Genomic DNA, 26,179 nt, shown 5'->3' with positions numbered 1-26,179 from the left:
ATGGATATTAGATTTTCGGAAATAAAATTAATAGGCAGGGAGATGTCGGGTATGTATTTCGAATATTCAGATAAGGTCAAGGGGCTAATAAATCAAGTGAATGATTTTATGGAACAATATGTTTATCCGAATGAGAAGGTTTATGATAAACAACTGGAGGAAGGACCTTCTAGATGGATTGTTCCTCCCATTATAGATGAATTGAAAAATAAGGCCAAAGAGAAGGGGTTATGGAATCTATTTTTGCCTGAAAGTGAATATGGGCGAGGTCTTACAAATTATGAGTTTGCACCTTTAATGGAAATAATGGGGCGTTCACCCTTCATAGGGCCTGAAGTATTTAACTGTAGTGCACCGGATACCGGCAATATGGAAGTGCTTGTTCGCTATGGTACTGAAGAACAGAAAAAACAATGGCTGATTCCTTTGTTAGAAGGGGAGATTAGATCTGCTTTTGCTATGACTGAGCCTTTTGTTGCATCATCTGATGCAAGAAACATTGAGTCAAGCATCGTCAGGGATGGAGATGAATATGTAATAAACGGAAGAAAATGGTGGACATCAGGTGCGCCCGATCCTCGCTGTAAAGTCCTTATCTTTATGGGGAAATCGAATCCAAATGCACCAACCTATGAGCAGCAATCTATGATTCTAGTGCCCATGGATACCCCAGGAATCAAAATCATTCGTAATTTAAATGTTTATGGATATGATGATGCTCCTCATGGGCACGGGGAAGTTTTGTTTGAAAATGTTCGCGTCCCTGCAAGTAATATGCTTTTAGGAGAAGGGAAAGGCTTCGCTATTGCACAGGGCAGGCTAGGTCCTGGTAGAATTCATCATTGTATGCGAATGATTGGTTTAGCAGAAAGAGCACTAGAATTAATGATTGATAGAGCGCAAAAACGGGTTGCTTTTGGAAGTGCCGTCGTTGATAAAGGCGTAATCCGACAATGGATTGCCGATTCAAGGATGGAAATTGATCAAGCGAGACTCTTGACTTTGCATGCTGCGGATATGATGGATAAATTAGGGAATAAGGAAGCTAAAAAAGAAATTGCCATGATTAAAGTTGTTGCACCAGAAGTGGCTGAAAGAGTAATTGATCGTGCTATTCAAGTTCATGGTGGAGGAGGGGTCAGCCAAGAATTTCCTCTTGCTAGATATTGGACTTATGCTCGAATTGTCCGACTGGCTGATGGCCCGAATGAAGTACATCGTGAAGCAGTCGCAAAACAAGAAATAAAACAATTTAATATGAAACGGAGCTATTCATTAAAACACTAAAATATTTCACCTAGCTATTTTTAGAATTCACCAGGTTAAATAAAATTGATGAAAGGCGGTCATAAAATGAATATGAATGAGAAGAATGTGACCACTTCTGTTCGAGAAGGAGAAGACTTTGATCGGGAAGCGATTCAATCCTTTCTATTGAAATATCTGGATTGGTGGCCAGATGAACCACTTGAGGTAACTCAGTTTTCAGCAGGGTATTCCAATTTAACTTATTTGCTTCGAAGCGGAGGTGTCGAAGCAGTCATGCGGCGCCCTCCTTTAGGACCTTTACCTCCAAGAGCGCATGATATGAAAAGGGAGTTCTCATTATTAGATAAGCTGTATACGGTGTTTCCGTATGTTCCGGAAACATACGTTTTATGTGACGATGAATCATTAATTGGTGTTCCGTTCTATGTGATGGAACGGAAAAATGGTTTAGTTTTTGATGGAAAATTTCCGCAAGGCTTTACTGTAACAGAAGAAAAATGCAAACAAATATCATATGCGGCTGTTGATACACTAGTACAACTTCATCAAATTGATTACAGGGAAGCAGGCTTAGAGAATTTCGGTCGTCCTGAAGGTTTCGTTGAAAGACAAGTACACAATTGGATAAAAAGGTATGAGAGAAGTAAAACACATAATATTCCTTATTTCGAGGTGCTTGGAAAATGGTTCGTCGAAAATATCCCTTCTTCGCATAATGCTACAATCATTCACAATGATTACAAACTTAACAATATGATGTTTTCGGAACAAAATGTCGGGAAAGTAGAAGCTGTATTTGATTGGGAATTGGCCACAATTGCTGACCCGTTATTTGATTTAGCTGCCGCATTAGGGTATTGGACGCAACCTAATGATTGGGAAAGCGTAAAAGAATGTTTACCTTCTTTGAGCACATCTGCAGGATTCATTACTCGTGATGAGTACATTCATCGTTACTCATTAAAAACTGGCCAAGATATACCTCCACTTCATTTCTACATGGCATTTACCTATTTTAAAATTGCTGTTGTCACACAACAAATATATTATAGATGGTTTCATGGACAGACAAACGACAGCCGATTTGCCACACTAGATCACTCTGTTAGAAGTTTGATGGAGTATGCGAATGAAATCATCACCACAAAAAAGTTTTAAAAATATTTAGGAGCTTATGGCCTTTGGCAGTTATTAATATTTAGAGGAGGTTAGACATTTGAACGAACTATTTAATTTGACCAATAAAATCGCATTAATTACAGGAGGCAGTCGCGGTATAGGGAGACAGATTGTTAAAACCTATGCTGCCCAAGGAGCTACTGTTATTATTGCAAGCCGTAATATAAATGATTGCCAAAAGGTTGCGGAAGAAGTAATTCAATCAGGCGGGAATGCAATGGCAATCAGCTGTGATATGGCGAACTTAGAAGACATTGCTAATATGTATAAACAAATAGAAGATGAATTTGGGAAATTAGATATACTGGTTAACAATGCTGGTGTTAGTATCACTAAACCTTCTATTGAAGTTACAAAAGAAGATTGGGATACGATGTTTGATATTAATATTAGGGGACTGTTCTTCTCTTGTCAGGAAGCGGCTAAAATCATGATAAAGCAAGAAAAAGGCAAAATCATCAATGTCTCTTCCATAGGGGGAATAAAGACATTCAAAAGAATTGCCCCTTATGGTGCCAGTAAAGCTGCTGTTATCCACTTGACTAAATCTCTTGCTTCTGAATGGGCCCGATATGGAATTTTTGTGAATGGAATCGCGCCAGGGCTCATCAGTACTGACATAAATACAGAAGAGGTCTCAGATGAAAAACTGTTACAAAAAATGTTGAGGATGATTCCGCTTAGGCATTTAGGTCAACCTTCTGATATTGCAGCCATGGCATTGTACTTGGCATCGGATGCTTCTAATTTTATGACCGGTCAAACAATCAGCATTGATGGAGGGGTAACTTCAGAATAATATATTGGAACTATTACAGCAGAATCCAATTTTAAAAGAAGCAAGGGAGTGACTATGTAAAGAGGAGGCCTGCTTTTTGTCACAAACAAATTTAAAACCAAAAACAAATAGAGGTCATCAAACGAGGAAAAAACTTCTGCTATCTGCAGAATACATCATTGGAAAATACGGTTATCACAATAGCAGTATTACTGCAATCACACAAAGAGCGGGAGTGTCACTTGGAAACTTCTACACTTATTTTGAATCGAAATATCAAATATTTGAATGCCTCCTCTGGGAAATGCAGAGGGAACTTATAAAGCTGATTAAAGAAAGAACTGAGGGAATAGAAAATAGGATAGATGTAGAGCGAGAAGGTTTTAAAGCATTATTTGACTTTTTGAAAAAAAGACCGTACTGGTATAGTTTGTTCCCGCAAGCCGAGTTTGTCGATAAAAAACTTCACCGTAAAGTTTTAGTAAAGTTTGCGGATTTATATATTCATCGAATTGAGAAATCGATGAGCAATGAAGAGATTAGAAATTTAAACTCAGTAATGCTCGTGTATTCTTTTATGGGAATTACTAATTATGTCGGGATGAAATGGGTACTATGGGATCAAAAAGAGATTAATGAGAAGTTTATAGATGACATAATGGACTTTATTAAAAATGGGATTGTTAAGCAGAGGGGGGAAACTCATGGTTAAACGTTTTACTGATAAAGCAGTGTTGATTACAGGGGCTGGATCAGGCTTGGGCCGTGCTGCAGCTATTCAATTGGCTTCTGAGGGAGCGAAACTTTCTCTTGTAGATATAAACTTAGAAACACTTAATGAGACAAAGAGTCTGATTTTAGAGAGTGCACTTGATACCCAAATTATCGTTACACAAGCAGATGTTACCAATCAGGAATCGGTGAAAACATATGTTGAAAATACCATTGATGAATACCGTGAAATTCATGGTTTTTTCAATAATGCCGGTATGTCTGGTGAAAATGCCCCGACAGCCGAATATGATAGTGAGCTGTTTTCAAAATTAATTGCTGTTAATTTGAATGCTGTTTTTTATGGATTAAAATACGTACTCAAGTATATGAAGAAGCAAGAGAAGGGGTTTATTGTTAACACAGCTTCTGTTGCGGGCATCCGCGGGATTTCAGATAAGCCTGGCTATGTAGCAGCAAAACACGGGGTAGCTGGATTAACAAAATCAGCTGCAATCGAATATGCCGAGTTTGGTATAAGTGTAAATGCGATTGCACCAGGTCCAATTTTAACAAATATGCTTATAAAGAATTTTAAATCTATGAATTCCGAAGGTTGGGAGTTCCTGGCCAAAAAACATGCTGATCAAATCCCGGCTAAAAGGCTCGGAAAACCAGAAGAAGTAGCCCGTTTAGTTGCTTTTCTTTTATCAGGAGAAGCTTCGTTTATAAACGGCGTAGTGATTCCGATTGATGGAGGTCAAGGAGCTAGCCAATATACTAGAAACGTAGATTAAAAAGGAAAGGTTTTCGGTATTTTGCAAACTCTATATTAATTAAGTTAGGAGTGAACGGTTTTTGACAAAAAAACGACCAGATTTTCTTGGAAACACCGCCATTGTTGGGGTAGGATATACGGAATTTACAAGACAGTCAGGTAGATCTGTTCTTGATCTTGCTACTGAAGCCTGTTCCAAAGCAGTATTTGATGCCGGTATGGAATTAAAAGAGGTGGATGGAGTTATTAGTTTTAGTGTGTTAGGTGACTCCGTATCAAGTGAAACTGTAGCTACAGGGTTAGCTTTGCCGAAGCAAAATTATATTCTTAATTTGAATATAGGCGGTCAGGCCCCGGCATATACTGTCATGCTAGCAGCAATGGCGATTGAAGCAGGTTTGGCTGAAAATGTATTAGTCTTTCGAGCCTTAAACGGACGAAGCGGTAAACGTATCGGTGGTATGCACGTTGCAGGTGATGCAGCACAATATCGTGATCCTATCGGATACATCGGGCAGCCGGCCTATGGAGCTATGTGGGCGAGACGATACATGATTGAAACTGGGGCAACGACAGAGGATATTGCAGCTGTGCCTATTGCGCAGCGAAAATACGCTATGCTGAATGAGCGTGCCATTGTTAAAAAGCCTTTGACATTTGAAGATTATTTGGAAAGTCCGATGATTGCCGATCCATTCAGAAAAGTAGATTGTACTTCGGAGGTAGATGGAGCTTGTGCCATGTTAGTAACTTCATTAAAGAATGCTCGTAAGTTACGGCATACGCCAGCCGTTATAGAGGGTGCAGCTTATGTTCGCGGACATAGATCAGGTCTTGATATGAATGATAGTTTACTATGGAACGATATTTCAACAAATTACACAAATATATTATCGAAACCACTATTTGATAGTGCAGGACTTAAGCCAAGCGATGTGGATTTTGCGGAATTATACGATTGTTTTTCTAGTTCAGTTTTATTTGCCATGGAAGGATTAGGTCTTGTTGGTCGCGGGGAAGCAGGTACGTTTATTAGAGCAGGGGAAACAGGTCTTAATGGACGTCTTCCAGTTAACACACACGGCGGACTTCTTTGCGAAGGATATGTACATGGGATGAACACGCTAGCTGAAGCTGTTCTGCAAATACAAGGGCGCGGCGGTGCTAGACAAGTTCCAAAAGCTAATATCGGCGTAGTAACAAGCGGCAACCAAGTTGACGGCTCGGCTCTACTATTAAGGAGGGATTAAGGGTGGCTCATCAACAAAACATAGGAAACAAGGAGATTCATATAGAAAAAACACCGGAAAGTGCTTTCTGGTGGGAAGGGATCAATAATCACAAACTCTATGTACAGTCTTGCAGTGACTGTGAAAAGCATTGGTTCCCTGCTATGCAACGTTGTCCATACTGTGCAAGTACAAACTGGAAATGGGAAAAGGCATCTGGATTAGGAAAAGTCTATTCTTGGGTAGGAATTCATCGTGCTTTTGATCCCGCTTTTTCAGATGATGTGCCTTATACAATCTTAACCGTTCAATTAACTGAAGGTCCACGTGTTTTGGGCAGGTTCATTCCTAGTGAAGAGTGTGTAAATTTATATGCGGGTATGCCTGTGAAAGCTGTCTACTATAAGAGAGGTTCTCAAACGTACTTAGGTTTTTCAAAAGCTTAATAAATATAGTGAATAGAGAAAAAGTACAAGAGGAGTGATACTATGTACAGTGGAGTAGAAACATTTAAGGCTGTAGTGGAGCATCGCGCATCAGTAAAACCACATGCTAGATTTGTTCGTTTTGAAAATACAGAAATTACTTATGACCAATTCAATCGCAACGGAAATAAAGTGGCCAATTTTATAAGCGGATTAGGGCTTGAGAAAGGTCAAACCTGTGCCTCGATGCTTCCGAACTCTCCGGAAGTTTTATATACTTGGCTCGGATTGGCGAAGATTGGAGTAATTGAAGTTCCGATTAATGTTGCGTTCCGGGGAAAGCTGCTGACATATATCTTAAATAAAGCCGAGTGTCAAGCAATTATTATATCTTCACAATGGTTTAATCGCTTAATTGATATACTAGACGATCTGACATATATCCGCCATATCATTATTGTAGGAGATTATGATGAAGCCATTCCAAGTTTCATTACTGCTCATTCTTTCAATAATATTCTTGATAGAGCAAGTGATGCGAACATAGATGCAGATATCAAACCGACTGACCCGTCTCTTATTCTTTTTACTTCGGGAACTACAGGGCCATCTAAGGGCGTTGTACTTACACATAAATCAAATTTCAGGAATGCTTCAAACTGTTGTGATGTAATGAAGTATGGTCCAAACGATCGATTATTTACTGTATTTCCGTTATTTCATGCAAATGCCCGTTATACAACCGTTCTTGCTGCACTATTAGCAGATTGTGATGTTGTTTTACATGATAAGTTCTCAGCATCAAGATTCTGGGATATTTGCCGAAAAGAGAAGATAACTGCATTTAATTTTATGGGATCGCTGATCACCATGCTTATGAAACAGCCAGAACGCCCCGATGACAAGAATCATGTTGTACGTAAAGCTTTTGGAGGACCTACGCCGCTTGATCTCTATGATGACTTTCAAAAACGCTACGGTGTTCAAATTAGTGAAATATATGGTTTAACTGAGCTTGGAACTGTAACGAATAACCCGTCTGAAACATTCCGCATAGGGTCTTGCGGAATTGCCGCACCTTATTACGATGTAGAAATACATGACGAAGAAGGCCATCCGTGCCCTCCTGGTGTAGCTGGAGAAATTGTTGTCAGACCAAAAGAGCCAGGCATCATGTTTACGGGATATTATAAAATGCCTGAAGCAACGATAAACAGCTGGAAGAATTTGTGGTTCCACACTGGGGATCGAGGCCGGATGGACAAAGATGGGTATATTTATTTTCTTGATCGCCAAAAAGATGCTATTAGAAGACGCGGTGAAAACATTTCTTCATTTGAAGTTGAAGTAGTTCTTAATGATCATCCAAAAGTCCTTGATTCAGCCGCAATTGGTGTTCCGTCAAATTTGGGTGAAGAAGAAGTAATGGCTGTTGTCATTGTGAAAGACGGAGAGGAACTTACACCAGAAGAACTGCTGAATTTTTGTCAGCTGCGAATGGCTTACTTTGCAATTCCTCGCTTTGTCAGATTCGTTAAAGAGTTCCCTCGAACCCCCTCTCAAAGAGTACAAAAATATAAGTTGCGTGAGGAAGGTATAACTGAAGATACATGGGATCGTGAAAGTGTCGGCTTTAAAGTGTTACGTTAATTTTTGAATAAAATGATTTTACCCTTAATAAACCGCGGATCAAGTCATTCATTTAATAAGATTTATAAAAATTACGGAAAGAGGTTTAGGAAGAAGTCAATGATAGCAATGAATAACTATATGCAGAAAATATTTAATTATTGAGAAAACCTAAATCCTCTCTTATAATTATAATTGAAACCTGATTCAAGTTATAATTATCGAGGGGGAAATCAATTGTCAAATGAGCATTTAATGCCTAAAACGAATAGAGGAATTCAAACAAGAAATAAGCTTCTGCGCTCAGCGGAATATATAATTGGAAAAGAAGGGTACCATCAAAGCAGCATTACAGAAATTACTAAGCATGCGGGGGTATCACTCGGAAACTTTTATACTTATTTCGAATCGAAATATCAAATCTTTGAAGCTCTTCTTTTAGATATGCAAGGAGAATTGATGCATAAATTAAAAAGACGGACAGCAGGACTAGAAAATAGAATTGAAATCGAAAGAGAAGGGTTTAAAGCATTTTTTGAGTTCCTAAAAGCAAGACCATACTGGCTGAGTCTATTTCCGCAAGCAGAATATGTTGACAAAGAACTTCACCGCAGAATAATAGAGAAGTTTGCAAAACCTTACATTGCCCGTCTTGAAGATTCCATAGCAAATGGAGAGATTAGAGCAGTTAATGCAGAAATGCTTGTATATAGTTTTATGGGCATTACAAATTACATTGGGTTGAAATGGGTTTTGTGGGATGAAAAGGAAGTTGATGATCAATTAATTGATGAAGTAATGGATTTTATAAAGTATGGGATTATGCCAAATGAATCCTCTAATTAACTCTTTTCCATGCGGAAAGAACAAGGGGGAATACAGTAAACACTGTAGCCCCTTCCAGCACCATTTTTAAGACTTTTATCTGAATAATCAAATTATTAAGTGTAAATATATTAAAATCCGATAAGAGGTGAAATGTTACGAATACTTTAAATAATAAAAGGCGAATTGTAATTTTTGGAGGAAGCGGTGCGCAAGGTGGGGCTATTTCAGCAAAACTCGCTGAAAATGCAGCAATTATGATTGCCTATAATTCCAATAGGGAAAAAGCAGAAGCCACAGCTAAAGCTATCCGGGCTAAAGGCGGAGAAGTGAACATTGGTAAAGTTGATATTAATGACAGCGAATCTGTCATTTCCTTTTACAACTTACTGAAAGAACAATGGGGCGGAATCGATTCAATTGTTTCTGCGATTGGAACACCGTTTAAGATTAAGAAAATCACAGAATACGAAGATGATTTATTTCGCTCTATTATCGAGACAGATGTTATTGGCACTTATAATATTTTAAAGTATGGAATACCGTTGCTCCAGCAAGAAGGAGGAGGTTCGATTGTACTTTTCCTGACAAATGTGATTAGGCGTACAGTTGAATACGATGGTTTGTCTACTATTCCTAAAATGGCTGTTGAAGGACTTCTTCGAATGGCAGCTCGTGAATATGGCCCAGATGGGATTCGAGTTAATGGGGTTGCACCAGGGGTAACCGAAACGGACAGCATTCATAAAAACTTTGATTTTGGAGATGAAATAACTCGTAATTTAGTGACTACTGTTCTTAATCAAACTCCATTATCGCGCCGAGGAAAACTAAAAGAAATAGCTGATGTCGTTTCTTTCCTTGTATCAGATGCTTCAAGTTATGTGAGCGGACAGATTATCAATGTTGATGGCGGCTATAGCGCTTAAGCGTAGTAAATTTATAGAGAGGGTGAACATAGTGCAAATTGATTATAAAGGCAAGGTTGCATTAGTTACAGGAGGAGGCTCTGGGATTGGGAGAGCTATCTGCATTCAGTTTGCAAGAGCAGGTGCAGACGTCGCGTGTGTTGATATTGACGAGCATATGGGGGAGGAGACAGTATCCTTGATAAAGAAAGAAGGAGGAAATGGATTCTTCATTCAAGCTGATGTTTCTAATGCTTCTGATACAGAAAATTATGTTAAGGAAACGATTGCTCGTTACAAACGGATCGACGTATTCTCTAACAACGCTGGTTGGGAAGGGGCTATCATACCTACAATTGAGTATCCAGAAGATGTGTTTAATAAGGTGATGGATATTAATGTGAAAGGTGTGTTTTTAGGCTTAAAATATGTTTTACCTGAAATGATACGCCAAAAAAGCGGGTCAGTTATTAATACAGCTTCGGCTGCAGGATTAGTTGGTGCCCCTGGATTTATAGCTTATACAGCAAGCAAGCATGCAGTAATAGGGATGACAAAAACAGCTGCTTTAGAAGTTGCGCGTGATGGTATTCGGGTAAATGCTATTTGTCCTGGCGCTGTTCATACCCGCATGATGCGCTCAATTGAGAAAAAGGCTTCTCCATCTAATCCGGAAACATTTTTATCATCAAGAGAAAATGCTATTCCAGATGGCAGATATGCTGAGGTTGAAGAAATAGCTCATAAAGTTCTTTTCCTTGGATCTGACTTTGCTTCTCATATGACGGGGCACTACTTGGCAATTGATGGGGGCGCTCTTGCAACTTAAAACAAAAAATCCATTCTATTTCTTTGTTTACGAGTATAAGCTTTTTTGAAAGGGTGTCTTTAATGAAAAAAAGCGTATTAATTACGGGTGGAACAAAGGGGTTAGGAAAAGAATTAGCATTGGCTTTTGCAAGAAATGGTTCAAATGTTGTTATGAATTATTATAATGATGAACAGTCGGCAATCGAAACATACGAACAAGTATCTTCTTATGGAACAAAGGTTGAGTTAATAAAATCCAATGTAGGAAATTATGAAGAAATGGTCAAGTTATGCAGAGAATCGATTGTAAGAATGGGAACCATAGATATTTTTATTCACAATGCTGTTCATGCAATTAAATCAGATCTGTCAACTATATCTCCTGATTTATGGAGACACGCTTTTAATATCAATCTTGACCCCCTGCTTATTGGCGCGCAAGAACTAACACCTGCTATGAAAAAAAAACAGTGGGGAAGAATTTTTGCAATTACCAGTCTCGGATCCGAATTTGCAGTCAAAGATTATGCCGCAGTTGGTGTGCCAAAGGCAGCTATGGAGGCGCTTATTCGTTATTTTGCTGTTGAGTTTGGACCTCATGGAATTACCTCTAATACTATTTCACCAGGAACATTGAATACTGAATCGTTACGAAAATTAAATCCGAATTTTAAAGAAAGAATAGAAGCGACTAATACTAAAATTCCATATAAACGTCCAATGGAAATTGAAGATGTAGCTAAGGTTATCGTCACACTTTGTTCTGACAATATGGAAATGGTCAATGGAGAAGTTATTCGCATAGATGGAGGACTTCGAATTAAGGCGCATGTCGAAGGCTTATAGGAAGGATTACTTATAGAGCTATAATGTTATCATTTATCATCTTTATAAGTGAAACATGATTCACCTTTCGTTTTGTTCAAAAGAGGTAACGGCACAAAACAGTTATAGAAAGCATTAAAAGGAGGAATAAAACTTGGAGAATGTAAAAGAGAAAATACCTGTTCAGGATGGTCTCTTTAATTGGCCGAATCCCCCCCAAGGATTGATTGTTTCAAAATGCTCAGTTTGTGAAGAATTGGTTTTTCCAACCCAAGACTTCTGTCCGGAATGCTGTACAGAAACGATGGAGCCTATAATAATCCATTCAACAGGAAAATTAAGGAGCTATACTGAAATTACAGCACCACCACCAGGGTATAAAGGAACTGTTCCCTATACCATTGGGATTGTTGAATTTCCTGAAGGAATTAAAATTATTGGACTTACAACGGAAAGAACCATTGACAGATTAGTACCTGGAATGGAAGTTAATGTGATTATTGATACGGCCTTTGTAGAGGATGGCAAAGAATATTTAACTTATAAATTTAAACCAGCTGAATAAAAGGAGGGTTTTGGGTGGATGAAGTTGTAATTGCAGGTATTGGTATGCATGAGTTTGGTCGATTCGATGATAAAAGTTATCGGGAATTGGGCGCGATTGCAGCAAAACGTGCTTTAGAGGATGCCAATATGACAATAAAGGATATTGAGGCTGCTTTTTCTGCAAATGTTTATGAAGTTTCGGCATCAGGTCACAATGTGTTAGAGAGGCTAGGTTTACCTGGAATCCCGATTGTAAATGTAGAAAATGCGTGCGCAAGCGGTGCATCGGCACTGCGACTAGCATATCAAGCTATAAAATCAGGAGTTTACGAGATCGTTCTTGCTGTAGGTTTTGAAAAGAGTCCAAGGGGTTTCCTCCACGGGGCTGGATGGCACCCTTGGCAGGAAGCAACTGGTTTAGGAGCTAATCCATCGTATTTTGCTTTAAGTATACATGAACACATGATCAAATATGGAACAACTAAAGAACAATTAGCTCACATTGCATATAAAAGTCATAAATATGCTGTTCACAATCCATATGCGATGTTTAGAAAAGAAATATCGATTGAGAGTATATTAAATGCAAGAATGATTTCGGATCCATTAACACTTTATATGCTATGTGCACCAAATGATGGAGGGGCTGCAGCTGTAATTTGTAGTAAGAAAACAGCCCGAAAATTCACAAGCAATTATGTTACGATAGCTGCTTCTGTCCTTGAAACTAGACGTAGAGGGGATATGTTTGTTCCTGCAGCTTCTGCTCCTGCAAAAACATCCTACCCGCCTCTTGCTGAGCGGGCAGCTCAATCTGCCTATAAGATGGCAGGGATTGGGCCTGAAGAAATTAATGTAGCTGAAATACAAGATGTAGATGCTGGTTCGGAAATTATTTATTCCGAAAGCCTTGGATTCTGCCCGATTGGTGAAGGGGGCCCTCGTGCATTAAGGGGAGAAACATCCATTGGAGGGAGAATCCCGATAAATGTAAGCGGAGGGATTTTATCAAGAGGTGAACCTGTTGGAGCATCTTCCCTTGGGCAAATCGTTGAAATAACTCGCCAGTTAAGAGGGGATGCTGGTCAAAATCAAGTTGAAGGTGCAAAGGTTGCACTTAGCCATAGTGAAGGTGCTGGCGGAAATTCTTGTGTAACAATATTGAAAATATAGGATGAAATAGTTAAATTAATAAAAATAAAAGGGGTAGAATTATGAGCCGTTATTTAACAGAGGAACATGAAATTTTTCGGAAAGCTATAAGAAGATTTTTGGAAAAGGAAGCAGTGCCTAACTTTGAACAATGGGAAAGAGATAAAATTGTCCCTCGTTCTTTTTGGAGAAAAATGGGCGAACAAGGATTCCTTGCTCCATGGGTTGATGAAAAATATGGAGGAGCCAATGCTGATTTTGGGTATTCGGTGATAATTAACGAGGAATTAGAACGAGTAGGAGGAGGACTAGTAGGCATAAATAATCATAATGATATTGTTGTTCCGTATATCAATACTTTTGGGAATGAGGAACAAAAACAACGATGGCTGCCAGGCTGTGTAACTGGAGATATTATCTCAGGAATTGCCATGACGGAACCTGGGGCAGGTTCTGACGTCGCAGGTTTGAAGACAACGGCTGTTCGAGAAGGAGATCACTATATTATAAATGGTGAAAAAACATTCATTACGAGCGGGATTGTGGGAGATTTGTTTGTCGTGGCCTGTAAAACAGACCCGAAAGCTGAACCCGTTCATAGAGGAATTAGCTTAATTGTGGTTGAAAAGGATACCCCTGGTTTTAAGAAAGGAAAACAGCTTGGAAAAGTGGGCCAACATTCTTCTGATACGTCTGAACTCATATTTGAGGATGCTCGCGTACCAGTTACCAATTTATTGGGTGAGGAAGGCAAAGGCTTCTATTATTTAATGGAAAAGCTGCAGCAGGAACGTTTGCTTGTAGCTGTCGGTGCCGTTGCAACATCTGAGAAAGTGCTGGAAATTACGATTGATTATGTGAAAAAAAGAGAAGCATTCGGCAAAACAATTAGTAAGTTGCAAAACACTCAATTTAAAATTGCTGAAATGGCTACAGAACTTCAAATTGCTAGAACTTTTGTGGATGACTTAATAGTAAACCATATGGCAGGAAAGGATGTTGTAACCCAAGTATCCATGGCCAAATGGTGGACTACGGAGCTTGCGAAAAAGGTAGCTGCTCAATGTTTACAACTCCACGGCGGATATGGATATATGGAAGAATATGAGATTTCTAGAAGGTTTAGAGATGTTCAAGCGCTTTCTATATATGCCGGAACAAATGAGATTATGAAGACGATTATTGCTAAAAGATTGGGGCTTTAATACAGACTTACATCCGGTTTATTTCTTTTAATAGTTATTGTTAGGGGGTTTTTATAAAGGGGGATTATAGATGTTTAACATATCTAATCATGGTGTTGAGCTGATTGAACTAGATACCGGATCACCTGTTGGCGGGATTAATACTTATCTAATTTTTGGAGAAAAGTTAACACTCATTGATACAGGGGCTAATTTAGAAAGAAACTGGAGATCTTTGATTAACGCCTTAAAAGAAAGACAACTAACAATTTTTGATATTGAACAAGTATTGCTGACGCATCATCACGTTGATCATGTTGGTCTATTAAATAGGATTTTAGAAGTGAATCCTATTCCGGTTTTAGGTCATCCAAACAACAAGCCATGGTTATTGTCAGAGAAGCAATTTGTGGATTGGCATCATGAATTTTTTGAGGGATTTCTCAGGGGATTTGGTGTACCAGCTGAACTGCTTGGTGCAGGCAAAGAATTTTTTGAAAATCTTCAGACATTATCTTGTCATAATGTAAAACTGAGTGTCGAATTAAATGAAGGGGATATGATTCCGGGGTTGCCGGAATGGCAAGTCATTGAAACTAAAGGTCATGCACAAAGCCATATTTCTTTTTACAGGCAGAAAGATCAATTATTGATTGCTGGAGACCATATCATTAAACATATTTCCTCTAACGCATCAATTGAACCGCCTCTCTCACGGAATCAAGAGAGGGTAAGACCATTAATCCAGTATAGGGAGAATTTGAAAAAATGTGCCAGTATCCCAACGAGCACAGTGCTGACAGGTCATGGTCCTAAAGTTACAAATCTTCCGGAACTTGTCGAATTACGGTTAAAGGGTATTGATAAACGTGCAGCCCGTATTAAAGAGATAATCAAACAAACTGATAAAAGCGGTTTTGACATAGTAAGCGAATTGTTTCCTGCAAAAACCGTCAATGAACAGTTGATACTAGTTATCTATGAAACAGCTGGACATTTAGATTTTCTTTTAGATCGTGAAGAAATCGAAGAGGTTGAAAGAAATGGTATAACATATTATCGTTCATTTTAACCTGTTAAAATATGAAAAAGCTTGTCTGTTAGTATTGTTAAATTTACATATTTTAACAATTGTTAATTGACACGGTTTGAAAGTCTATAATAAAATAGACTTGAAATCTGATTCATAAATTAACTTCTAAGTGAATATGAAAACGCTTTAAATCACTGTTTTTATAAATATAATTGAAACATGATTCAACTTACAGAAACTGAATTTCGATAATGCTTATAATGTGGATATTTTTTTATCTTGCTTTCTAGTTTTCAATAAGGAGAGTTATAATATGTCAAATGATAGTAATTGCACATATAAAGTTGCACTAGTGACCGGTGCAGCCAGAGGCATTGGCCGAGAAGTTGCTCTGAATCTTGCTCAAAGAGGAATGGCTGTAGGATTATGTGATATCTCACCAGATGTCCATAAAACGTGTGAAGAAATTCAGGCTCTAGGTTTCCCTTGTGTTTCAGAAGTAGTGGATATTTCTTCTCAAGAAGATGTGGATCGAGCATATAAAACCATTTCCGGTAAGTTAGGTGTAATCGATGTACTCGTTAACAATGCGGGCATCGGTAAATTAAAATCCTTAATAGATTATAACATTTCTGAGTGGGACCAAACATTTGCGGTCAATGTACGGGGAGCCTTTTTAATGAGCCAAAAGGTACTCCCGAATATGATGGAACAGCATAATGGTCTTATTGTAAATATTGCCTCTATTTGGGGACTGCGGGGTGCCCGCGGCCGCTCTGCTTACGCAGCTTCTAAACACGCGCTTGTAGGGATGACCAAATGTATGGCTGATGAATGTCAGCCATACCGAATTCGTGTAATAGCTCTCTGCCCTGGTAATGTACTTACAGAGTTAGCCAACGGAACTGAAGCTGATACAACCGATTGGATGCATCCAAAAGATGTAGCTGATGTTGTTGGTTATTTATGTGAGCCTGGAAGCCGGGCGATCGTAAGAAGCATTATCGAGGTAAATGGGTGGGGGCAACCACCTGAATTTAAGTAATCTGTAACTATCTTGAAATACAATAGATTGCGGCAGTTTAATTGTCGTAATTTACAATTTCAGTAGGTTTAATTTAATCCTTTATAAAGGGGTGTAAACAAATATGAAGCAATTGGTTTGTAAAGTAGATGAACTGGCATCGGGAGAAATGAAATCGTTTGAAATTAGAAATAGAAAAATTGTTTTGGTTAGAAATGGAGATGAATTTCATGCTGTAAGCGGTATCTGTCCTCATCAAGCAGCATTGATGGGGGAAGGACATTTAAAAGGGACCACTTTAACAACATCTGAAGTAGGTCATTATTGTTATGGAAAGGACAGACAAATCATCACTTGTCCCTGGCATCATTATGAGTTTGATGTAACAACCGGCGTATCATTGTTTGATTCTGAATATAAATTAAAGACTTATAACGTAGAAGTTACAAATGACGAGGTGTTAATTGATATTTAGGTTTGAATAAATCGTATAAATAATCATTAATAAACAGGAGGTAATATTATGGCTATGGAACAAGGCGAATTAACTAAAAAACGGAAGTCTTTGAAAGTGATTGACTGTGATGTACACGTTCAAGAAACGTCTTTTGATGAATTGGTTGCATATATGGATCCCCATTGGAAAAACTTTGCCCGCTCAGCTTCACAGTTTAAACAAGTGATGAATATTAGTTATGCCATCGTCGCAAACGGAGGAGTGAGAAAAGATTCGTGGGGCGAAAATGGTGAGTATCCCGGTTCATCTGTTGAATTTTTGAAAAAACAACTGCTTGATGAACACGGAGTGAATATGGCTGTATTATATCCGAACGGTACTTTTTGTTTAAATAGTTTACCTCAGGATCATTGGGCTTCAGCAATAGGGGCAGCTTTAAACGATTGGTTAATTGATGTTTGGTTATCCAAAGATCCGCGTTTTAAAGGAACTGTTTCGATTGCAGCGGCAGATCCAGAGGCAGCTGCACGTGAGATAGATCGTGTTGGCGGACATCCTCAAATGAAACAGGTAGGTCTGGCTATTCACTCACCTCATAGAGGGTATGGGGATAAATTTTACGATCCTATTTGGGAGGCGGCCGTCCGAAACAATTTAGTATGTACCTTCCACGTCTCCTTGCCTGGCGGGCAAAATAAGTATCATGCAACAGGCGCCCAAAAATATTACGGTGAATATCAAACACTAAACTGCCTAACATTTCAGGCACAAATGGCAAGTATGGTTTTTGGAGGAGTCTTTGAAAAGTTTCCAGAGCTTAAGGTTGCTTTTGTTGAAGGCGGCTTTGGCTGGGTGCCGAATATGATGTATACAATGGATACGCATTGGAAAGCTTTACGACTTGAAACACCATGGGTAAAACGTTACCCAAGTGAATATGTAAAAGAACATTTTTGGTTTGGAACACAGCCATTTATCGAGTCAGTTGAGGATCACAACAATATCCTTAAACTAATAGAAATGGTTGGAACGGACCGACTAATCTTTACAAGTGATTACCCTCATTGGGAATTTGATTCTCCTACGGCAGCATTTACTAAAATCCCCTCAGATATTCGAAGAAAAATTCTTTTTGAAAACCCAGTTAACTATTTAGGACTTACAGAAAAAGATATTAAAATTATTGAAAATGCATCAAGTAATACTTAATTTGACTTTACTTAAACATAGAAAAACATAACATAAACGCCTCGTTTGGCTTCACTTTAAGTGAGTCAAGCAAGGCGTTAATTTTCAAAACTAATGTGCACATTGCCTTTGGCAATATGAAGTGAATTATATTTGACTTTGGAGGAAAAATCTATGGGAAAATTAGAAGGCAAGGTAGCTATTGTTACCGGGGCTGGCTCTGGCATGGGTCGAGCAATTGCAAAGTTATATGCGAATGAAGGGGCTAAAGTTATTCTTGCTGATTGGAACGAAAATAACATGAATGAGACGCTTGAAGATATATTATCTGCATGCGGTGAAGCTGTTGCTATTAAAACGGATATAGCCAGGGAAGCAGATGTAGAGGCAATGATAAAGAAAGCGAAAGAAGAATTTGGAGGCTTGGATATTTTAGCTAACGTCGCTGGAATTTCTGATAATCTGACTTCACTTGAAAATTGCACAAATGAATTATACGAACGTGTAATGGCCGTTAATATAAATGGTCCGTTCTATGCATCACGCAGTGCCGTTAGATTATTTAGAGAGCAAGAAAAAGCAGGAACGATAATTAATGTGTCTTCTATTGCAGGACTTCTTGGCGCCCGTGGCGGAGCAGCATATACCATGTCTAAACATGCGCTCATAGGTCTAACACGGCACATAGCTGCATTTTACGGTCATAATAACGGCAAAATCCGTGCGAATGCGATTGCTCCAGGCTCGATCATAACTGGAATGACAGAAAAAGATCCTTCGCGTGTAGACAACTACGGAATGGAAGTGTTCAAAAGCGTCGGTCCATTTAATAGCGGAGTTCCGGAAGATATCGCTGCCGCAGCGTTATTCCTTGCTTCTGATGAATCTAAGTTTATTAACGGTGAAGTACTAACCGTAGACAGTGCTTGGACGGTTCGGTAAATCAAATAGAGTGAATCGGTTATTTCTGCTGTACTAAACTCTAAGTAGGGGTGTTTGCATGATTGAATATCTAAGATCGAAGGAATTGCTGGTAGATGAGTTATTAAATAAGTCTATTTATAAATTTCCTGACAAAGTAGCCGTTATTGATGGAGATAGAAGAATCACCTATGCAACACTCAAAAGTCGGGTCAGTACACTTGCGGGTTGGTTTCAAATAAATGGAATTAAAAAAGGAGATAAAGTCGCTTTATTGCTCTATAATTCTATTGAGTTTACAGAATGTTTTGTCGCATTGGCTAAAATCGGGGCTATTGTTATCCCTGTTAATTTCAGGATGCATAAATCGGAGGTTACATACATACTACAAAATTCAGATGCTAAGATGTTGATTGCACACTTTGATTTTATGCAGAACATAGAAGAGATGATAGAAAAACTCCCACTGCTAGAAGAAGTCGTCATTGTTAATAATGATATAGACGCAAGTCCATTCATATCGTATCACGATATTTTTAAAAAGACATATTCTTTAAGAATGGAAGAATTAAGTGACAATGATGATTTCCTCATAGTTTATACATCTGGTACCACCGGTAAACCGAAGGGTGCAGTTTTGACACATAAAAATGTATATATGAATGCTGTTAATATGGTACTGGAATGTGGTTTAACTAAGGATGAAGTTCAAATTATTTCTACCCCGCTATTTCACATTGGAGGAGTCTCAGCCTTAACCATGATGATGCTAATTGGCGGAACTTCCGTTTTGCTTCGGAGTTTTAATCCGCAATATATTTTAAGAACGATTGAAGCGGAAAAGGTAACTTATGCATTCATGGTACCTTCCATGTGGAATATGCTGATTAAGGTTTCTGATTTTAAAGAATACAATGTTGATAGTTTGCGTATTATTTGTACCGCTGGAGCATCAACCCCTCTAGAACTGAAGAAGGAACTAATGGCTTCTTTCCCTAATGCGGGTATCTTTGATACTTTTGGTCATACAGAAACGTCCGGAAGTACAGCAACCTTAAAAGCAAATGACGCACTAATAAAAACTGGTTCCGTGGGACTTCCGTTTTCTATTTTGGATGTCAGGGTGGTAGATGAGAATATGAATGATTGCTTTCCAAACCAAGTAGGGGAGATCATTTATCGCGGTCCAACGATGATGAAAGAATACTATAAAAACCCTGTTGCAACTGAAGATGCACTCAGGGGAGGATGGCTCCATAGCGGGGATTTGGTGAAATTTGATGAAGAAGGATATGTGACCGTTGTAGACAGAAAAAAAGATATGATCATCAGCGGCGGTGAAAATATTTATCCAAAGGAAATAGAAGATGTGTTATATACTCATCCATCTATCGTCGAAGCTGCAGTCATTGGTGTGCCGCATGAGAAGTGGGGGGAAACGGTAAAAGCCTATGTAGTTTTAAAAGAAGGAGTCATTTTAACCCAACAAGAAGTAATAAATTTCTGTACCTCAAAGATTGCTCGATATAAGAAACCGCATAGTGTTGAGTTTATTGATGAGCTGCCCAAAAATGCATCAGGTAAAATATTGAAGACAAAATTGAGAAACTATAGTCAGACGGTTTAGTTGTATAAAAGGAGAATCGTTAAACACTACATTAATTTTTTTAAGCAACTGTAAATCCAGTAAAAGGAGATTGGTTAGTTATGTTCAATTTTGTCGAAAGTGCAGAACAAAAGAAAATGATCGAAAAAGCAACAGAGATTATGGATAAATATGTTTTCCCAAATGAGAAATATATGATTCCACATCGTGGTTTGCCAGATGATATTTTAAAACCGTTACAGCAAATAGTTAAGGACAACGGACTATGGGCCGGACACCTGCCAAAGGAAGTTGGCGGGATGGGGATGGGGTTTGTTTCCCTCGGTCTGCTTTCGGAGGTAATTGGTCAAAGTCCGATAGGACCATATGTTTTTGGGTCTATGGCACCAGATGCTGGAAATGGTGAGATTTTAGTTCACGTGGCCACAGACGAACAAAAGGAAAAATATTTAAATCCCTTGGCAAACTATGAAATTCGATCATGCTTTGCTATGACTGAACCAGACGTATCCGGCTCAGATCCTAGAACTTTACAAGGTACAGCCGTTAAGGATGGTGAAGAATGGATTATTAATGCAAAGAAATGGTTTACCACTGGTGCTGAAGGGGCAGCTTTTGCTATCGTCATGGTGGTCACAGACCCTGACGCTGATCCCTATCACAGAACGAGCCTTTTTTTGGTAGACGCCGATAATCCAGGGTTTGAAATAGTACGTGAAGTGCCTGTTATGGGAGATCATTATATAGGGGGGCACTGTGAAGTACGTTTTAATAATTGCCGTATATCTAAGGAGAGCTTACTTGGAAAGCGTGGTGAAGGATTCAAGCTGGCCCAATTACGGCTAGGTCCTGGGAGAATTACTCATGCGATGCGCTGGTTGGGTGTGGCTCGTCGTTCACTAAATGAAATGATTGCTTATGCCTCAACGAAACAGGATGGGGAAAAGACTTTGGCAGACTCACAAACAATTCAAAACTTTATTGCTGATTCAGAAGCGGAAATTCAAGCCTCTAGACTTTTGACATTACAGGCAGCTTGGAAGATGGACCAGGGTGACCAAGCAAGAAAGGAAGTTTCTCTCATCAAATTTTATGGTGCTCAAGTCTTAAATAATGTCATAGATCGTGCAATTCAAGTATTAGGGTTGCATGGTTTAACTCCTAATACTCCCTTAGAAGGGTTTTATCGTGAAGCGAGAGCAGCCCGTATCTATGATGGGGTGGATGAAGTTCATCGAATGGTTGTTGCCCGACAAGTTTTAAAAGAGTTTCAATCGAAGGAGAGATATTATGAACCCACAACAATCCAAAAGTAAAGAAAGCAAGTTAGATTGGGGGAAGGTAGATCAATTTATAATGGAACAGATACCAAACCTCCCAAATTCTCCGCTTCAAGTAAAACCGTTCTCAGCGGGTTACTCAAACTTAACTTACTTTATCAGTAAGGGGGACTGGCAAGCAGTTTTAAGGAGACCGCCTTTTGGACCATTGCCTCCAAAAGCTCATGATATGAAAAGAGAATTTGAAGTTCAGAGCAAACTGAATCGTTATCTTTCTCTGGTGCCTCGACCATACTTTTACTGTGAAGATACTACAATCATGGATCGTCATTTCTACGTGATGGAGAAAAAGGATGGGATTGTACTGGACGATAAACTTCCGGAAGAATTTGAAAAGAGAATTGACACCGGGGCAATGGTATCAAATGCCGTTATTGACAGTTTGGTTCGGATACACGAGGTCGATTATGAAGCTGCAGGCTTGAGCACTTTTGGTTATCCAGAAGGGTATGTAAGCCGCCAGGTTCATGGCTGGATTAAACGATTTCATCTTTCCAAAACCAATGATACTCCATCCGTAGATCAATTGGAGAATTGGTTGATCAACAACATTCCGCCTTCGCCTGCTCCAACTATCGTCCATAATGATTTTAAACTGAATAACATGATGTTCTCAGCCTCCAATCCCGGAGAAGTGGTTGGTATATTTGATTGGGAATTAAGTACAATTGGTGATCCCCTTACTGATTTGGCAACGGCCATTGCTTATTGGAAAGAACCGGGTGAGGGAGATACAGGCTTGAACTCCGTTACCTCTAACGATGGCTTTTTTTCAAGAAGAGAAATGCTGGAGTCATATGCCCAAAAAAGCGGCCGGGATGTTTCAAATATAGATTATCATCTGACGTTTGCCTTTTATAAGATTGCAGTGATTCTTCAACAAATTTATTATCGTTGGAAAATAGGGGAGGCGGAGGATGAGCGTTTTAGCAGATTAAATATTGGTATCAATAATCTTCTGGAACTAGCTTCAAAAGCTCAGAGAAAAGAGATATTCCGTTAACGTTCTAGAGGGAAGATATCAATAAAAGAGGAGGAAAAGTGGTGACGGAGTTATTAATAGAAAAAGAGATAGAGATTCTTAAAAAGACTGTGCAATTATTCATTAGAGAAAAGGTTATAGCAGCTGAATTGTCTTTTAAGAAGTACTTACCTCAAGACGTACTTATGTCCTTAAAAGATGATGCTCATAACATCGGATTATATGGGTTGTTTGCCAAGAAGGAATGGGGCGGACATGGACTTTCCTTTGTTGCAAAGACTATTTTAATGGAGGAAGCAGCCAAACATCGATTTGGACTCTATCATCCAGCCGCTGATGCATTTGGAAGTGATTTACCGAGTTTTTTAGACAAGTGTTCAGCTGAACAAGTAGAAAAATATGTTAAGCCGGCACTTAAGCAAGGGAAGAACTGTTTTGTAGCTTTGTGGGAGGAACATGAAGATAATGACATTGAAAAATTGAATACTGCCGCAATAAAGGATGAGGATGGATGGATTATTCATGGTCAAAAGGCCTATATCCAAAATTTGAATCAAAGTTCTTTTGGGGTTATTCTAGTTAATTGCCAATTAGACAACGGAGAACAAAATCCTACGTTGTTTATCCTCGATTCCACTGATGGATTGGAATTAAAAGAAACGGTGTTAATGGATACTCAAACTACCCACAGCCTTCTTCTTGAAAATTATCATATTTCTGACGAGCAAAGAATTGGTGCTGTTGGCGAAGGATTGATTCTGTTAAAGCAGTGGCTTGCAGAATCGCAGGTTCTGCTTGCCGCTAGATCGATTGGTGTTGCGGAGAATGCATTAGATTATGGGGTGAAGTACGCTAAACGACGAATTACCCGCGACAAACCGCTAGCTGAATTTCCAACTATCCGAAACATACTAGCGAAAGCAGTGATAACTCTTCAATCATCCCGGTTAATGGTTTTAGATGCCGCCAGGAAAGTGGAAGCGCAAGAAATGGATTGGAAACTCAGTGCTCAAATGGCTAAACTGCATGCAACTGAAGCTGTATCAAAAGTTATTGATGATATTCTACAAGTTCATGGAGGGGCAGGGTTCGCTGGAGATTTGCCAATTGAAAGATGGTATAAGGAAATACGAATCGCCAGACTTGATTTACAAAAAGAAGAATCAATAATCGAAAATGTAGCAAAATCGATTCTTTAAGAGTTTAGTACTGATGGATAAATTAAGAGGAAATCCTAATTTTAAAAGGGGTGTATATGAAGTTGACAGAAATTAAAAATATTGCAGTTATTGGTTCCGGAGCTATGGGCTCGCAAATTGCAATGGTCACGGCTTTAGCAGGATTAGACGTTTATTTACAAGATATCCAAGAAGAGAGCCTTAAGAAAGCTGAAGATTTCCTGCATTTCCAAATGGAAAAGAGGGTACTTAAAGGGAAATTATCTTCCCAAGAAGTAAATGACGCATTCTCCCGCTTACACTTTGTAACTTCACTTGAGGAAGCGGTACAATCGGCAGACTTCGTTATTGAGGCGATTGTGGAAAAATTAGACATTAAACGTAATCTCTTTGCGCAAGTTGATCGTTTAGCTCCGCCTCATGCGATTATTGCGACAAATAGTTCAACAATTGTAAGTTCTAAAATTGCTGATATCACTAATCGTCCTGATAAAGTATGTAATCTTCATTTCTTTAATCCTGTCCTTGTGATGGAATTAGTGGAAGTCGTAAAAGGAGAGCACACTTCTGATTTAACAGCTGAAACAGCAGTAGAATTGGTTAAGAAAATGAATAAGACACCAATTTTATTGAAGAAAGAGATATCAGGATTTGTTGCTAATCGTATTTTGGGAGCACTCATAGATGAAGCTATATATTTGTTAGAAAACGAGATTGCTACAGTTGAGGAAATTGACCTGGCATGTACTAAGGCATTAAATCATCCAATAGGACCTTTTGCTCTTTTAGATTTAACTGGTATTGATGTGAATTACTATATTCGCCAGTTAATGTACGAAGAAACAGGGGATGAAAATAAAAAACCGCAAAAAGTAATTTCTGAAAAATACTTTAACGGAGAATTTGGTCGAAAGACTGGCAAAGGGTTTTATGAATATACCTCCTGATTTTTTTAATGTTTGGAATTATCTGGTGTAAAAATTTATTATATTATTTAAAAGTTCAAGAGGCTGGGACAAAACCCTCCTCTAAACAAGAAATAGCCGGTGGCATTTTACGTAAGTAAAGGGCCACCGGCTATACTTTTTTTACAACAAAAAGGACACCATCTGTTAAAATTTAAGTATCTGACCCCAAAAATTTTAATAGAAAGAAGTGTCCTTATGTTTAAAGATTATAACATGAATCAATTAGTTTTGCCTTTAGATTTAGAAGTAAAATTACAAAATAACGATATTGCTTTTTCTATCCACCATTTAGTAGAAAGTATCCCGCAAGAAGCACTGGAACCATTTCTCCGAAATACAGGGTGTCCTGCCTACCATCCAAGAATGATGCTAAAAATTATCTTATGTGCCTATTCGCAATCTGTCTTTTCAGGACGTAAAATCGAAGGACTATTGAAAGACAGCATCCGCATGATGTGGCTGGCGCAAGGATATGAACCGAGCTATCGCACCATTAACCGTTTCCGCATCCATCCGGAAGTAAAAGAATTAATCCGCCAATGTTTCGTCCAATTCCGTTGCCAACTGGTATCAGAAAAAGTGATTGATCAGGAAGCTATTTTTATTGATGGCACAAAAATCGAGGCGAATGCGAATAAATTCACCTTCGTCTGGAAGAAATCGGTTGAAAAATATCATCAAGGGCTGATTGAAAAGTCGAACCAACTATACACCGAGCTGTTCGAGAAAGAAATCTTGCCTGAATTGGAAAGAGAAAACGAGGAACAATTATCAATAGAAGAACTCACCCAAATGGTGAAACAAGTAGATCATGTCGTTTCCGAGTATGACAAAAAGATTGAAGCATCAGCGGATGTGGCTGAGCGAAAAGCGTTGAGAAGCGAACGAAAATTCCCTAAGCAAGCTCGTAAGCAATTAATGGACTATATTGAACGCAAACAGAAATATCAGAGGGACTTTGAAATCTTCGGCGAACGTAACAGCTATTCGAAGACAGACCCGGATGCGACATTTATGCGGATGAAAGATGATTATATGAAGAATGGCCAACTGAAAGCAGGTTATAACGTCCAAATCGCAACAGAAGGTCAATACGCGCTTGCTTACAGTATTTTTCCGAATCCGACCGATACCCGTACCTTAATCCCTTTCTTGGATCAAATCGAGCAGCATTATTTTGAATTGCCGAAGCACATTGTCGCGGATGCCGGATATGGTAGCGAACAGAATTATG

25 protein-coding genes and 1 pseudogene are annotated in these 26,179 nt (G+C 38.8%); all 26 read left to right on the top strand.

Annotated features, from left to right (window positions below; all coding sequences use genetic code 11):
* The first annotated feature begins 51 nt into the window (after positions 1 to 51).
* Complete coding sequence (locus tag IEO70_RS02935) at positions 52 to 1,287, top strand: acyl-CoA dehydrogenase family protein (RefSeq protein WP_190996854.1); 1,236 nt, start codon at positions 52 to 54, stop codon at positions 1,285 to 1,287.
* A 66-nt stretch (positions 1,288 to 1,353) separates the two neighbouring features.
* Entirely contained in the window at positions 1,354 to 2,427 is a 1,074-nt protein-coding gene (locus IEO70_RS02930; RefSeq protein ID WP_235973467.1) for a phosphotransferase family protein, read from the top strand.
* Positions 2,428 to 2,485: 58 nt separating this feature from the next.
* Complete coding sequence (locus tag IEO70_RS02925) at positions 2,486 to 3,247, top strand: SDR family NAD(P)-dependent oxidoreductase (protein ID WP_190996853.1); 762 nt, start codon at positions 2,486 to 2,488, stop codon at positions 3,245 to 3,247.
* 76 nt (positions 3,248 to 3,323) lie between these two features.
* A complete protein-coding gene (locus IEO70_RS02920; RefSeq protein WP_190996852.1) occupies positions 3,324 to 3,938 on the top strand; it encodes a TetR/AcrR family transcriptional regulator in 615 nt (204 codons plus the stop codon).
* Complete coding sequence (locus IEO70_RS02915; protein WP_190996851.1) at positions 3,931 to 4,734, top strand: SDR family oxidoreductase; 804 nt, start codon at positions 3,931 to 3,933, stop codon at positions 4,732 to 4,734. Before IEO70_RS02920 ends, IEO70_RS02915 begins: the two co-directional genes overlap by 8 nt.
* Positions 4,735 to 4,795: 61 nt before the next feature.
* Positions 4,796 to 5,965, top strand: a complete 1,170-nt coding sequence (locus IEO70_RS02910) for a thiolase C-terminal domain-containing protein (RefSeq protein ID WP_190996850.1) — start codon at positions 4,796 to 4,798, stop codon at positions 5,963 to 5,965.
* 2 nt (positions 5,966 to 5,967) lie between these two features.
* Positions 5,968 to 6,390: a Zn-ribbon domain-containing OB-fold protein gene (locus IEO70_RS02905; RefSeq protein ID WP_190996849.1), complete on the top strand. Its 423-nt coding sequence runs from the start codon at positions 5,968 to 5,970 to the stop codon at positions 6,388 to 6,390.
* 42 nt (positions 6,391 to 6,432) lie between these two features.
* Positions 6,433 to 8,019, top strand: coding sequence for an AMP-binding protein (locus IEO70_RS02900; RefSeq protein WP_190996848.1), 1,587 nt, complete (start codon positions 6,433 to 6,435; stop codon positions 8,017 to 8,019).
* 216 nt (positions 8,020 to 8,235) lie between these two features.
* Complete coding sequence (locus IEO70_RS02895; RefSeq protein ID WP_190996847.1) at positions 8,236 to 8,844, top strand: TetR/AcrR family transcriptional regulator; 609 nt, start codon at positions 8,236 to 8,238, stop codon at positions 8,842 to 8,844.
* Positions 8,845 to 8,993: 149 nt separating this feature from the next.
* Positions 8,994 to 9,752, top strand: a pseudogene (locus tag IEO70_RS02890) (SDR family NAD(P)-dependent oxidoreductase); the annotation flags it as partial.
* Between the two features lie 31 nt (positions 9,753 to 9,783).
* Complete coding sequence (locus IEO70_RS02885) at positions 9,784 to 10,560, top strand: SDR family NAD(P)-dependent oxidoreductase (protein ID WP_328820853.1); 777 nt, start codon at positions 9,784 to 9,786, stop codon at positions 10,558 to 10,560.
* A 62-nt stretch (positions 10,561 to 10,622) separates the two neighbouring features.
* Positions 10,623 to 11,387 (top strand): SDR family oxidoreductase, encoded by a 765-nt coding sequence (locus tag IEO70_RS02880; RefSeq protein WP_190996845.1) that lies wholly within the window; start codon positions 10,623 to 10,625, stop codon positions 11,385 to 11,387.
* A gap of 133 nt (positions 11,388 to 11,520) precedes the next feature.
* Positions 11,521 to 11,931, top strand: coding sequence for a Zn-ribbon domain-containing OB-fold protein (locus IEO70_RS02875; RefSeq protein ID WP_190996844.1), 411 nt, complete (start codon positions 11,521 to 11,523; stop codon positions 11,929 to 11,931).
* A 14-nt stretch (positions 11,932 to 11,945) separates the two neighbouring features.
* The gene (locus IEO70_RS20305; protein WP_190996843.1) at positions 11,946 to 13,085 is read left to right on the top strand and encodes a thiolase family protein; all 1,140 of its coding nucleotides are present in this window, start codon (positions 11,946 to 11,948) and stop codon (positions 13,083 to 13,085) included.
* A 38-nt stretch (positions 13,086 to 13,123) separates the two neighbouring features.
* The gene (locus IEO70_RS02865; RefSeq protein ID WP_190996916.1) at positions 13,124 to 14,269 is read left to right on the top strand and encodes an acyl-CoA dehydrogenase family protein; all 1,146 of its coding nucleotides are present in this window, start codon (positions 13,124 to 13,126) and stop codon (positions 14,267 to 14,269) included.
* Positions 14,270 to 14,339: 70 nt separating this feature from the next.
* Entirely contained in the window at positions 14,340 to 15,320 is a 981-nt protein-coding gene (locus IEO70_RS02860; RefSeq protein WP_190996842.1) for an MBL fold metallo-hydrolase, read from the top strand.
* A 274-nt stretch (positions 15,321 to 15,594) separates the two neighbouring features.
* Positions 15,595 to 16,326 carry an SDR family NAD(P)-dependent oxidoreductase gene (locus IEO70_RS02855; RefSeq protein ID WP_190996841.1) on the top strand — a complete coding sequence of 244 codons (732 nt, stop codon included), beginning with the start codon at positions 15,595 to 15,597 and terminating at the stop codon, positions 16,324 to 16,326.
* A 103-nt stretch (positions 16,327 to 16,429) separates the two neighbouring features.
* Positions 16,430 to 16,780 carry a Rieske (2Fe-2S) protein gene (locus IEO70_RS02850; protein ID WP_190996840.1) on the top strand — a complete coding sequence of 117 codons (351 nt, stop codon included), beginning with the start codon at positions 16,430 to 16,432 and terminating at the stop codon, positions 16,778 to 16,780.
* A gap of 48 nt (positions 16,781 to 16,828) precedes the next feature.
* Complete coding sequence (locus tag IEO70_RS02845; RefSeq protein ID WP_190996839.1) at positions 16,829 to 17,971, top strand: amidohydrolase family protein; 1,143 nt, start codon at positions 16,829 to 16,831, stop codon at positions 17,969 to 17,971.
* A gap of 153 nt (positions 17,972 to 18,124) precedes the next feature.
* Positions 18,125 to 18,892, top strand: coding sequence for an SDR family NAD(P)-dependent oxidoreductase (locus IEO70_RS02840; RefSeq protein ID WP_190996838.1), 768 nt, complete (start codon positions 18,125 to 18,127; stop codon positions 18,890 to 18,892).
* Positions 18,893 to 18,950: 58 nt separating this feature from the next.
* Complete coding sequence (locus IEO70_RS02835; protein ID WP_190996837.1) at positions 18,951 to 20,498, top strand: acyl-CoA synthetase; 1,548 nt, start codon at positions 18,951 to 18,953, stop codon at positions 20,496 to 20,498.
* Between the two features lie 80 nt (positions 20,499 to 20,578).
* Positions 20,579 to 21,793, top strand: a complete 1,215-nt coding sequence (locus IEO70_RS02830) for an acyl-CoA dehydrogenase family protein (RefSeq protein WP_190996836.1) — start codon at positions 20,579 to 20,581, stop codon at positions 21,791 to 21,793.
* Positions 21,768 to 22,820: a phosphotransferase family protein gene (locus IEO70_RS02825; RefSeq protein ID WP_190996835.1), complete on the top strand. Its 1,053-nt coding sequence runs from the start codon at positions 21,768 to 21,770 to the stop codon at positions 22,818 to 22,820. The genes IEO70_RS02830 and IEO70_RS02825 overlap by 26 nt, the downstream gene beginning before the upstream one ends.
* Before the next feature lie 41 nt (positions 22,821 to 22,861).
* The gene (locus tag IEO70_RS20300; protein ID WP_190996834.1) at positions 22,862 to 23,998 is read left to right on the top strand and encodes an acyl-CoA dehydrogenase family protein; all 1,137 of its coding nucleotides are present in this window, start codon (positions 22,862 to 22,864) and stop codon (positions 23,996 to 23,998) included.
* Positions 23,999 to 24,054: 56 nt separating this feature from the next.
* Positions 24,055 to 24,924, top strand: coding sequence for a 3-hydroxyacyl-CoA dehydrogenase family protein (locus IEO70_RS02815; RefSeq protein WP_190996833.1), 870 nt, complete (start codon positions 24,055 to 24,057; stop codon positions 24,922 to 24,924).
* 216 nt (positions 24,925 to 25,140) lie between these two features.
* The coding region (locus IEO70_RS02810; protein WP_190996832.1) for a transposase at positions 25,141 to 26,179 on the top strand (1,039 nt) is incomplete at its 3' end.

Origin of the sequence: Peribacillus faecalis, from assembly GCF_014712675.1 — a bacterium.
Taxonomy (GTDB): Bacteria; Bacillota; Bacilli; order Bacillales; family DSM-1321; genus Bacillus_AD; species Bacillus_AD faecalis.
The sequence above is the reverse complement of the archived record's forward strand: the minus strand, read 5'-3'. Positions and strand labels throughout refer to the sequence as shown.